The organism is Terrabacter sp. P5_B1, from assembly GCF_056400505.1.
On the sequence record NZ_JBFULD010000116.1, the window covers coordinates 1 to 11353 of the forward strand.

9 protein-coding genes are annotated in these 11353 nt (G+C 71.2%); 5 read left to right on the forward strand and 4 right to left on the reverse strand.

Features of this window, described 5'->3' with window-relative positions; genetic code table 11:
* Positions 1-648 (reverse strand): acyl-CoA thioester hydrolase/BAAT C-terminal domain-containing protein (locus tag AC1DP0_RS10360; RefSeq protein WP_478084322.1); only part of this gene is annotated, 648 nt, incomplete at its 3' end.
* 76 nt (positions 649-724) lie between these two features.
* Between AC1DP0_RS10360 and AC1DP0_RS10365 the strand changes: the two genes are divergently transcribed.
* Positions 725-1168, forward strand: coding sequence for an SRPBCC family protein (locus AC1DP0_RS10365; RefSeq protein WP_478084325.1), 444 nt, complete (start codon positions 725-727; stop codon positions 1166-1168).
* A 6-nt stretch (positions 1169-1174) separates the two neighbouring features.
* On the opposite strand, the gene AC1DP0_RS10370 is transcribed toward AC1DP0_RS10365, so the two are convergent.
* Positions 1175-3724, reverse strand: coding sequence for a DEAD/DEAH box helicase (locus tag AC1DP0_RS10370; RefSeq protein WP_478084326.1), 2550 nt, complete (start codon positions 3722-3724; stop codon positions 1175-1177).
* A 179-nt stretch (positions 3725-3903) separates the two neighbouring features.
* On the opposite strand from AC1DP0_RS10370, the gene AC1DP0_RS10375 reads away from it, so the two are divergent.
* Positions 3904-4578 (forward strand): LysE family translocator, encoded by a 675-nt coding sequence (locus AC1DP0_RS10375; protein WP_478084327.1) that lies wholly within the window; start codon positions 3904-3906, stop codon positions 4576-4578.
* Between the two features lie 10 nt (positions 4579-4588).
* Here AC1DP0_RS10375 and AC1DP0_RS10380 read toward each other — a convergent pair whose 3' ends face one another.
* Both AC1DP0_RS10380 and AC1DP0_RS10385 read right to left on the reverse strand, forming a co-directional pair.
* Complete coding sequence (locus AC1DP0_RS10380) at positions 4589-4888, reverse strand: hypothetical protein (RefSeq protein WP_478084329.1); 300 nt, start codon at positions 4886-4888, stop codon at positions 4589-4591.
* Positions 4889-4961: 73 nt separating this feature from the next.
* Complete coding sequence (locus AC1DP0_RS10385) at positions 4962-6005, reverse strand: FUSC family protein (protein WP_478084331.1); 1044 nt, start codon at positions 6003-6005, stop codon at positions 4962-4964.
* Positions 6006-6128: 123 nt separating this feature from the next.
* Between AC1DP0_RS10385 and fdh the strand changes: the two genes are divergently transcribed.
* The 3 genes from fdh to nrfD all read left to right on the forward strand — a co-directional run.
* Positions 6129-9458 (forward strand): formate dehydrogenase, encoded by a 3330-nt coding sequence (gene fdh, locus AC1DP0_RS10390; RefSeq protein ID WP_478084333.1) that lies wholly within the window; start codon positions 6129-6131, stop codon positions 9456-9458.
* Positions 9459-9460: 2 nt separating this feature from the next.
* Positions 9461-10600: a 4Fe-4S dicluster domain-containing protein gene (locus AC1DP0_RS10395; RefSeq protein ID WP_478084334.1), complete on the forward strand. Its 1140-nt coding sequence runs from the start codon at positions 9461-9463 to the stop codon at positions 10598-10600.
* Positions 10597-11353, forward strand: a 757-nt coding sequence (gene nrfD / locus AC1DP0_RS10400; RefSeq protein ID WP_478084336.1) for an NrfD/PsrC family molybdoenzyme membrane anchor subunit, incomplete at its 3' end; no start/stop codon positions are given. The genes AC1DP0_RS10395 and nrfD, both read left to right, overlap by 4 nt.

Sequence of the window (11353 nt, forward strand, 5' to 3'; positions counted from 1 at the left end):
GACGGCCCGCGCGAACGTCACCGACGGCCACACCCGGTCGTCACCGCCCGCGACGAGGAGCACGTCGCCGAAGAACCGCTCGACGGGGATCGTCGCTGCCGGGACCCGGTTGGCGCCGGTGCGCAGGCTCTGGGCGTAGACCGGGGCGAAGGCCGGCGGGTCGCCGACCGGCTCGGCGTCGTCGTCGTACGGCACGAAGGGGACCGGCTCGCCGTTCCGCGACCAGGACGAGTGCTGCGGGCGAAGCTCGCCGTCCGGCCCGGGTCCGACGTTCGCCCACGCCACGTGGCTCGGCGCCAGCGCGACGACGGCGTCGACGACCGGGTCGTCGGCGGCATACAGCAGGAAGGCCTCGGCGCTCTTGGAGACGCCGAGCAGCACGACGCGGTCGCAGCGCTCGGCGAGGGAGGCGACCGCGGGGGCGAMGGACTCGAGCGGGTGCTCCCAGATGCCGGCCGGCTGGCCGTCGCCGCCGAACCAGCGGTACGTCAGGGCGGCGGACACGCCGGACCTGGCCAGCAGCCGGGCGCGGTCCCGCTCGACGCGACCGCTGGACCCGGAGAGCACGAGGACCCCGGTGCCGTTGCCGCCCGCCACGGGTTCGAGGAGGACGCCGTCGTGCGCAAGGGCGTGTTCGCGCAGATCCACGCCGTCCAACCTATCGGGAGTGCGACGATGGCCCGATCGGCGCCGATCCGACGCCTGACCCGGGAGGTCCTTTCACATGCCCCACCACGCCCGTACCGAGATCGTCGACGCTCCTCCCGCCGCAGTGTTCGCGATCCTCGATGACGTCACGCGCGCCCCCGAGTGGCTGGGGCGCTGCACCCAGCTCGACAACCTCACCGGCGGGCCGACGGCGGTGGGCACTCAGCTGAAGTACCACTACAAGGACGGGCGCCGCACCGGCGTCATGGACGGCAAGGTGGTCGCACGCGAGCAGGACCGCAAGCTCACGAACTGGTTCACCGACAAGATGATGGACGTCACGGTCGACTTCGACGTCGAGCCCGGTCCGAGCCCCGATCAGACCCGACTGACCCACACGATCACCATCGACACCAAGGGTTTCGGCAAGGTCTTCACCCCGATGATCAATCGCCAGCTGCCGGCGCAGACCGAGGGCGCCATGACCGAGCTGAAGAAGCTGGCCGAGTCGCGGGCCTGACGGGGGTCAKCCGCCGAGACGCTCGAAACCGGTGACGGTCAGGACGGCCGCGCCGGCGTCGTCGCTGGCCGCGAGGTCGACCGCGGCGGTGATGCCCCAGTCGCGGTCGTCGTCCGAGTCGACGACGACCTGGCGCAGCCGCCACTCGGTCGCCGTGCGCTCCACCTGCAGGAGGGCGGGCGAGCGGGCGCCCTGGTCGGTCGCGATCGCGTCGTGGTCGTCGTAGTAGGCGCCGAGGGCGTCGTTCCACGCCTGGGCGTCCATGACGACCTTCTGCGGCGGGTCCGTCAGCTCGGCGACGCGGGCCTCGAGCTCCCCCAGAGCCTCCCACTCGTCGCGGGAGGCGAGCTCGACGCGGTGGAACATGGCGTTGCGGATCATCACGGTGAAGGCACGCTCGTTGGCGGTGACCGGCCGGGCCGGGGGAGCGACGTCGGCCTGCTGGGTCACGGAGTCCGAGGGGTTGACGAGGTCCTCCCACTCGTCGAGCAGGCTCGAGTCGGTCTGGCGCACGAGCTCGCCGAGCCACTCGATGATGTCCTCGAGCTCATCGGTGCGGTGGCTCTCCGGGACGGTGCGGCGCAGCGCGCGGTAGGCGTCGGTGAGGTAGCGCAGCACGAGCCCCTCCGACCGGGACAGGCCGTAGTAGGAGACGAACTCGTTGAAGGTCATGCCGCGCTCGTACATCTCGCGCACCACCGCCTTCGGCGAGAGGGCGTCCTGAGAGATCCACGGGTGGGTCTGGCGGTACGCGGCGAGCGTCACCTCGAGGAGGTCGGCGAGCGGCTTGGGCCAGGTGACCTCCTCGAGCCGCTCCATCCGCTCCTCGTACTCGATGCCGTCGAGCTTCATCGCGGCGACGGCCTCGCCACGCGCCTTGAACTCCTGCGCCCACAGCACCTGGCGCGGGTCCTCGAGGATGGCCTCGATGACCGAGACGAGATCCCTTGCGTAGGAGTCCGACTCGGGGTCGAGCGTGTCCATGACAGCCAGAGCGAAGGGGGCGAGCGGCTGGTTGAGGGCGAAGTCGCGCTGGAGGTCGATCGTCAGGGCGTGGCGACGGCCGGACTCCTCGACCGTGGCGAGACGCTCCACGACGCCCGAGGTGAGCAGCTCCCTGGCGAGCACGAGCGCGTGCCGCTGGAGGCGCCGCTGGTCCTTGGCCTCGTGGTGGTTGTCGGAGAGCAACCGCGCGGCGTGGGCGACCGGGTTGCCCTCTCGCGCAAGGATGTTGACGAGCATCGAGTGCGAGACGCGCATCCGCGGCTGGAGCGGCTCGGGCTCGGCGACGATGAGCCGCTCGAACGTCTCCTCGGACCAGTTGACGAAGCCGTCCGGCGCCTTCTTGCGCTGGATCTTCTTCTGCTTCTTGGGGTCGTCACCCGCCTTCTCGACGGCGCGGAGGTTGTCGACGACGTGCTCGGGTGCCTGGGCGACGACCCACCCACGCGCGTCGAAGCCCGCGCGGCCCGCTCGTCCGACGATCTGGTGGAACTCACGCGCCTTGAGGGTGCGCTGCTTCGTCCCGTCGAACTTCGTCAGGCCGGTGAGGAGCACGGTGCGGATGGGCACGTTGATGCCGACGCCGAGGGTGTCGGTGCCGCAGATGACCTTGAGCAGGCCGTCCTGCGCGAGCTGCTCGACGAGGCGGCGGTACTTCGGCAGCATCCCCGCGTGGTGCACGCCGATGCCGTGCCGCACGAGCCGCGAGAGCGTGCGGCCGAAGCCGGCGCCGAAGCGGAAGCTGCCGATGCGGGCCGCGATCGCCTCGCGCTCCTCGCGCGTCGTGATCTTGACGGCCATGAGGCTCTGGGCCCGCTCGAGGGCGGCCGCCTGCGTGAAGTGGACGACGTAGACGGGCGCGCGGTCCTTCGCGAGGAGCTCCTCGATGGTCTCGTGGAGGGGCGTCACGGCATACGAGAACTCGAGGGGGACGGGGCGCTCGGTCCCGGTGATGACGGCCGTGGAACGACCGGTGCGGCGGGTGAGGTCGTCCCTGAACATCGTGACGTCGCCGAGGGTGGCTGACATGAGGACGAACTGAGCCTGCCGCAGCTCGATGATCGGGACCTGCCAGRCCCAGCCGCGGTCTGGCTCGGAGTAGAAGTGGAACTCGTCCATGACGACGAGCCCCACGTCAGCGGAGCTGCCCTCCCGCAGCGCGAGGTTCGCGAGGATCTCGGCCGTGCAGCAGATGATCGGGGCGTCGGCGTTGACCGACGCGTCGCCGGTGATCATGCCGACGTTGTCCGCGCCGAACTGCTCGCAGAGGGCGAAGAACTTCTCGGAGACGAGCGCCTTGATCGGCGCGGTGTAGAAGCTGACGCGGTCATCGGCGAGCGCGGTGAGGTGGGCCGCGGTGGCGACGAGCGACTTCCCCGAGCCCGTGGGCGTCGACAGGATGAGGTTGCTGCCGCTGAGGATCTCGAGGAACGCCTCCTCCTGGTGCGGGTAGAGGGTCAGGCCGCGTTCGGTCGTCCACTCGGTGAAGACCTCGTAGAGGCCGTCGGGATCAGGGTCCCGCGGGATGCGCTCGCTGAGGTTCTTCGTCACCACGTGAGTATGCCGCCGGGCAGGCTCACGTCCCTAAACGGCGACCCGCCCTGAGCACGCCCGTCCCCGGCCGGTCGCCTCCGACGGATGTATCAGGACACCCGTCGGAGGCGACTGAACCTCGGGGCCTGCGTCGCGGCCCCGAGGCGCCGGGCGCGGCCTGGCGGTGAAGGGTGGTCACGATGGAGAGGATGGGCCCGTTCCTCATGGCCACCGTCGCCCTGCTCGTGGTGCCCGGGCCCTCCGTGGTCTTCGCCGTGACCCGGGCCCTGTCCCTCGGGCGCGCCGCCGGGCTGGTGTCCGTCGTCGGTCTGGAGGCAGGGCTGTTCGTCCACGTGGCTGCGGCCACGGTGGGTCTGTCGGCTCTCGCCGCATCGTCGGAGGTCACGATGACGGGGTTGCGGCTGGCCGGCGCCGCGTACCTGCTGTTCCTCGCCGCGCGGGTCGCGCTCGAGCACCGCGCGCGCGTCGTTGCCGGCACCGTGCGCCCCCTGCCCACCGGCGGCGCAGGGGTGGGCACCTCGGCGGAAGGTCCACGGCTCGCGCGCTGGGCCCTGGCGCGGGACGCGTTCCTCGTCGACCTGCTCAACCCTCAGTCGCTGCTCTTCTTCATGGCCTTCCTGCCCCAGTTCGTCGACGTCCGACATGGTGCGGCCACCGGTCAGCTGTTCTTCCTCGGGGTGAGCGTCCTGGTCCTCGCCTTCGCGTGCGACGGCGCCTATGTACTCGTGAGCACGGCATTGGTGGGGCGGCGCTCGGGCGTGCAGCGCGGGTGGAGCGGCCCGACGTCGCGGCGTGCCGCCGGGGTGACCAGCTCCGTCTACGTGGCCCTGGCGGTCTGGGGGGCGATTCCCTGAGCTCGGCCCGTCAGGGGAGCCGGACCGCCAGCGACCGCGCCGGAGCGGCTCTCAACCCCTGGGCCGCCGCAGGACGCGTCACTCGGAGCCGGGCGGCGAGCAGCTCCTTGCCGGCGGGCCCGCCCGAGAGCTGGGCGTCGAAGGCGTCGGCGATGGACAGGTGCTTCCCGTGCCAGGTGTCCGTCCAGTCGGCGTCGGCGCGATCCTTGGACAGGTCCAGCGACGCGCGCGCGGACCGGGCGAGCTGTTGCACCGAGGGTATGCCGGACCGCGCCGCGAGGACGAGGGCGGCGGCCCTTCCGCCGGCCACTCCACGATTCGTCCGGAGCAGGGGCGAGCACATCGGGACTTGTCCCCGTCTTCGCGGGGCTGTCACCCAGGTGCTACCGGTCGGGGACGACCAGCAGCATGGCGGCTCCGACGAGGGCGCCGAGCACGGTCTCGAGCAAGCGGTCACGCAGGAGCGGGACGGTGGGCGAGGCGTGGGCCAGCTGGCCCATGAGCAGGGCCAGGGGGGTGATGAAGAGCAGCGCGACGGCGTAGTTGCGGCCCACGAACAGCTCGGTGAGGACCTGGAGCACGACGATGGCGAGCACGGCGACGACGCCCTGCAGCCCCCACTGCAGGATCACCGCGGCCACGCCGAGCCCGAGCAGCGTCCCGACCACGCGCTGGATGCCGCGGGTCAGCCGGGACAGCAGGTCGGGGCCCGACAGGACGACGACCGCCGCGACCATGGCCCAGTACGGGTGCTGCCAGTCCAGGGCGGTGGCTACCCCGCCCGCGACCGAGAGGGCCACGGCGTAGCGGACGAGGTGGGTCACGGCGCCGGGTGAGGCGAGGGCGTCCTGGAATCGCGGCACGGGCAGCACCGGGGGTGCCCACGACGCCGGCTCGCGCAGCAGCCCGACCTGGGCGACGGCCATGGAGAAGAGGGCGCTGGCGGCCGCGAGTCCAGCCGCGACCGGGACCGTCGCCGGCGTGGCCGGGACCGTGGCGCAGACAGCGAAGCCGAAGACGAGGAAGAGCGGGCCCGGCGGGTGCCAGCCGTAGGCGTCCGAGGTGAGCGAGCCGGCCGCTGCGAGAAGGGCTCCCACGGGCACGACGACCCACCGCGAGTCCGGTGCCAGGGCCACGAGCACGCCGAGGGTCACCGCCAGGGTGAGGAAGGCGCCGGCGACCGCCTGCATGCCGGCACGCTCGGCCCGAGAGTGGTTGCGCCCGTACAGCGAGGTGAAGGCGCCGAACGCCGCATACGACGTCCACTCGACGTGGCCGAGCAGGACCAGCACGAGCAGCGGGACGAGCACGGACACACCGGCCCGCAGGGCCACCCGGTGGGCGCCGCGGTGCGGCCCGATCGCCAGCAGGCTCCGCGCGAGAGCGGTCCTGCGGCCTGGCGTGTCGGAGGTCGGGTGGCTCGTCATCTACCTGCGATTCTAGATGTCCGCGACAATGGTGTTTTCAAGCGTCCGATTGGGTATGGCCCCATTGGTGCGCCGTGAGGTGCGTCGCAGATGGGTGTCGTCCGCACAGCCGAGAGGTGCAACGTGGATCCGAAGAAGACGTTCTTGTCCTGGCCGGTCGTCCGGCAGGTGCGTTCCGGCGACTTCCTCGGCCGTGGGCCGGCAGTGACCTCCGCCCACACGCGTGAGCTCGCACCCCGCACCGCCACCGCGGACAARGTCGTCCAGAGCGTGTGCCCGTACTGCGCCGTCGGCTGTGGCCAGCGCGTCTTCGTCAAGGACGGCCGCGTCGTCCAGATCGAGGGCGACCCGGACTCGCCGGTGTCGCGGGGCCGTCTGTGCCCCAAGGGATCTGCGAGTGAGCAGCTCGTCAACAACCCGGGCCGCCAGCGCAAGGCGCTCTACCGCCGTCCCGGCGGCAAGGACTGGGAGCCGATCGAGCTGTCGACGGCCGTCGAGATGGTCGCGCAGCGGTTCGTCGAGTCCCGTCGGCGCACGTGGCAGGACCACGACGAGCACGGGCGCCCGCTGCGGCGCRCGATGGGGATCGCCTCGTTGGGCGGAGCGACGCTCGACAACGAGGAGAACTACCTCATCAAGAAGCTCTTCACCGCCGCCGGCGCCATCCAGATCGAGAACCAAGCCCGTATTTGACACTCCTCCACGGTCCCCAGTCTGGGGTCCTCGTTCGGGCGCGGCGGCGCCACGCAGTACGTGCAGGACCTGTCCAACGCCGACTGCATCGTCATCCAGGGATCGAACATGGCCGAGTGCCATCCGGTCGCCTACCAGTGGGTGACCGAGGCGCGGCTCAAGGGCGCCCGGGTCATCCACGTCGACCCGCGCTTCACGCGTACCTCGGCGACGGCTGACAAGCACATCCCGATCCGTGCCGGCAGTGACGTCGTGCTGCTCGGCGCCCTCATCAAGTTCATCCTCGACAACGAGCTGTACTTCAAGGAGTACGTCGTCGCCTACACCAACGCAGCGACGCTGGTCAGTGACGAGTACCAGGACACCGAGGACCTCGATGGGCTCTTCTCCGGCTACGACGACGAGAAGGGCAACTACTCCCAGGAGACGTGGGCCTACGCCAGCGCCGACGGTGAGGAGGGCGACGGGGCCCTCGGGACCATCGGCGGACCCGCGGCAGGCCACGAGCACGGCCACACCAAGTCCGAGCGGGCTGCCGGTGACGAGCACGGCTCCGGTGGCCCCGCGCTCGAGCACGCCCGCGTGCTGCGCGACGAGACGCTCCAGGACCCCAACACGGTCTTCCAGATCCTCAAGCGGCACTACGCCCGCTACACCCCGGAGATGGTGGCCGACACGTGCGGCATCAGCGTCGACGACTTCGACTACCTCGCGCGCTCGGTCACCGAGAACAGCGGCCGCGAGCGCACGACCGCGTTCGTGTATGCCGTCGGCTGGACCCAGCACACGCTCGGCGCACAGTTCATCCGCACCGCCGCCATCGTGCAGCTGCTGCTCGGCAACATGGGCCGACCCGGTGGCGGCATCATGGCGCTGCGCGGGCACGCCAGCATCCAGGGCTCGACCGACATCCCGACGCTCTACAACATCCTGCCGGGCTACCTCGCGATGCCCGTCGCGGGCCTGCACGACACGTGGGACGACTACCTCGGGGCGATCGGCAACAAGGAGCAGAAGGGCTTCTGGGCCAACGCCGACACGTATGCCGTGAGCCTGCTCAAGTCGTGGTGGGGCAAGGCCGCGACCGCCGAGAACGACTGGTGCTTCGACTACCTACCGCGGCTCAGCGGGGCGCACGGCACCTACCAGACGACGATGGCGATGCTCGACGGCCAGGTCGAGGGCTACTTCCTGCTCGGCCAGAACCCCGCCGTCGGCTCCGCCCACGGGCGGATGCAGCGGCAGGCCATGGCCCACCTCAAGTGGCTCGTCGTGCGCGACTTCAACATGATCGAGTCCGCCACGTTCTGGAAGGACGGTCCCGAGATCGCCTCCGGCGAGCTCAAGACCGAGGAGATCGAGACCGAGGTCTTCTTCCTCCCCGCGGCTGCGCACACCGAGAAGAGCGGGTCGTTCACGCAGACCCAGCGGATGCTCCAGTGGCACCACCAGGCGGTCCAGCCCCCGGGCGACTGCCAGAGCGAGCTGCAGTTCTTCTTCGAGCTCGGTCGCCGGGTGCGCGAGCTGCTCGGCGACTCGACCGACGAGCGTGACCGCCCGCTGCTCGACCTGACGTGGGACTACCCCACCGACGAGCACGGCGACCCGGACGCCGAGGCGGTGCTCGCCGAGATCAACGGCCGCCACCTCACCGGCGACAAGGCGGGGCAGCCGCTCGCGGCCTACACCGAGATGAAGGCCGACGGCTCCACCGACGGCGGCTGCTGGATCTACACCGGCGTCTACGCCGACGGCAAGAACCATGCCGCCGACCGCAAGCCCGGGCGCGAGCAGGACCTCACCGCGCTCGACTGGGGCTGGGCGTGGCCGGCGAACCGGCGCATCCTCTACAACCGCGCCTCGGCCGACCCCGAGGGCAAGCCGTGGAGCGAGCGCAAGCGCTACATCTGGTGGGACGCCGAGGCCGGGAAGTGGACCGGTCACGACGTGCCCGACTTCGTGCCGGACAAGGCGCCCTCCTTCCGACCCGAGCCCGGGACGGGCGGTCCCGCCGGTCTCGCCGGTGACGACCCGTTCGTCATGCAGGCCGACGGCAAGGGGTGGCTCTTCGCGCCCAAGGGCATGCTCGACGGGCCGTTGCCGACCCACTACGAACCGCAGGAGTCACCGGTCCGCAACCCGCTGTACGCGCAGCAGTCGAACCCGGCGCGCAAGGTGTTCCCGCGCAAGGACAACCTCTGGAGCCCGTCCGGGGACGCGCCGGGTGCCGACGTCTACCCGTACGTCTTCACGACCTACCGGCTGACCGAGCACCACACGGCCGGTGGCATGAGCCGGTGGCTGCCCTACCTCTCGGAGCTCCAGCCCGAGTTCTTCTGCGAGGTCTCGCCGGAACTGGCGGCCGAGCGGGGTCTCGAGAACGGCGGGTGGGCGACCATCGTGTCGGCCCGAGCGGCCATCGAGGCCCGGGTCATGGTGACCGAGCGCATGACGCCTCTGGTGATCCGGGGCCGCACGATCCACCAGATCGGGCTGCCCTACCACTGGGGTGTCGGCGGCAACGCGGTCGTGAGCGGCGACGCCGCCAACGACCTGCTCGGCATCGCGCTCGACCCGAACGTGCAGATCCAGGAGAGCAAGGCCGGTTCGTGCGACATCGTCCCCGGCCGTCGCCCGGCCGGCGAGGAACTTCTTCGCCTCGTCGGCGAGTACCAGTCGCGCGCCGGCAGCACCGTCATGACGAGCAACGAGCTGCGAACCGGCCACCCGGAGTCCACCCCCGACACGAGAGGAGGCTGACGATGGGCTTCTGGCGCAACCAGCTCTCCGGCCCCACCGACCCGGCGGCCGACGCCGCGTGGGACCGGCACGAGCCACGCAAGGGTTTCTTCACCGACACCTCGATCTGCATCGGGTGCAAGGCGTGCGAGGTGGCCTGCAAGGAGTGGAACGGCATCCCCGAGGACGGCCTCGACCTGCTGAGCCAGTCCTACGACAACACCGGCGCCCTCGGCGCCAGCACGTGGCGCCACGTCGCGTTCGTCGAGCAGACGAGCGACCGCATCGAGCAGGCCCGCGAGTCGGGGCGCAAGCTCGTCTCCCTCGGTATGCCGTCGGTGCGGTCCGGTGACGAGCCCGCCGTCGCCGGTGGCGGGGGCACGGCGACCGCGACGCTCACGGCTCCCGGTGAGCTGCGCCAGGGCGCTGCGGCCGGCCCCGGCCCGTCCGACACCCCGGTGCCGGACGTGCGTTGGCTCATGGCCTCGGACGTGTGCAAGCACTGCACGCACGCCGCCTGCCTGGACGTGTGCCCCACGGGGGCGCTCTTCCGCACCGAGTTCGGCACCGTCGTCGTGCAGGACGACGTGTGCAACGGCTGCGGCTACTGCGTGGCCGCCTGTCCCTTCGGCGTCATCGAGCGCCGCCGCGGCGACGAGGGCCACGAGCAGACCGGGCAGTCGCACGGCATCAGCATCAAGGGCGCCGGGGGCACCGGTGACACGGCCAAGGGTTCGCACCAGAACGCACCGTCCCACGCCGAGACCAACGGTGAGGTCAAGAACGTCGGCATCGCCCAGAAGTGCACGCTCTGCTACGACCGGCTCGGCGCCGGACAGACGCCCGCGTGCGCCCAGGCCTGCCCCACGACGTCCATCAAGTTCGGCGACCTCGACGAGATGCGCGCCACCGCGCGGGCCCGTGTCGCCCAGCTGCACGAGCTCGGCTACAGCGAGGCCCGCCTCTACGGCGTCGACGACAAGGACGGTGTCGGTGGCACCGGCTCGACGTTCCTGCTCCTCGACGAGCCCGAGGTCTACGGCCTGCCGCCGGACCCGCGGGTCACGACCGCCGACCTGCCCGACATGTTCCGCAAGGCCGGCTACGCGGGGCTGACGATGCTCGCGATGGCAGCGGCCTCCTTCGTCGGGAGGCGAAAGTGACGACGAACCCCTTCGACGCCGACCGCCCGCCGGAGCGACCGCGCCGTCGTGGCAACGGAGGCGGCGCTCGCAACGGTGGCAAGCGCCGCGACGAGTCGATCATGGTCCCCGACGTCAGCTTCGACAGCTACTACGGGCGCCACATCGTCAAGCCCGCGCCGTGGGAGAAGGAGGTGGCGGCATACCTCTTCCTCGGCGGCATCGCGGCGGGCTCGGCACTGCTCGGCGCCGGCGGCGCGGCTCGCGGCTACCCCGCGCTGCAGCGCGTCGGGCGCATCGGCGCGGTCGCCGGTGCAGCCCTCGGTGGGGCGGCGCTCGCCAAGGACCTCGGCAAGCCGAGCCGCGCCCTCAACATGATGCGGACCGTCAAGCTCACCTCGCCGATGTCGGTGGGGTCATGGATCCTGACYGCGTTCGGCAGCTTCGCCAGTGCGGCTCTCGCCTCGGAGATCGGGCGCCCCCTGCTYGAGCGGCGTTCTGGTGCCAGCGGATCCGGCGTCCTCAGCCTGGTGTCCAAGGCGCTGAAGCTCGCCGACGGGCCGGCCACCGTGGGGTCGGCGTTCTTCGCCGCACCTCTCGCCGCCTACACGGCCGTGCTGCTCGCCGACACGGCGACCCCGACCTGGCACGAGTCCTACCGCGAGCTGCCGTTCGTCTTCGTCAGCTCGGCCAACCTCGCGGCCTCCGGTCTCGCGCTCGTCACCGTCCCGTCGCGCCAGAACGGCCCGGCGCGCAAGCTCGCCGCCGTCAGCG

Excerpts from the sequence above, each read along its gene's own strand:
- AC1DP0_RS10385 (WP_478084331.1), bottom strand. The coding sequence starts at position 6,005 with ATGACGAGCCACCCGACCTCCGACACGCCAGGCCGCAGGACCGCTCTC.
- AC1DP0_RS10365 (WP_478084325.1), top strand. The coding sequence starts at position 725 with ATGCCCCACCACGCCCGTACCGAGATCGTCGACGCTCCTCCCGCCGCA.
- AC1DP0_RS10395 (WP_478084334.1), top strand. The coding sequence starts at position 9,461 with ATGGGCTTCTGGCGCAACCAGCTCTCCGGCCCCACCGACCCGGCGGCC.
- AC1DP0_RS10375 (WP_478084327.1), top strand. The coding sequence starts at position 3,904 with ATGGAGAGGATGGGCCCGTTCCTCATGGCCACCGTCGCCCTGCTCGTG.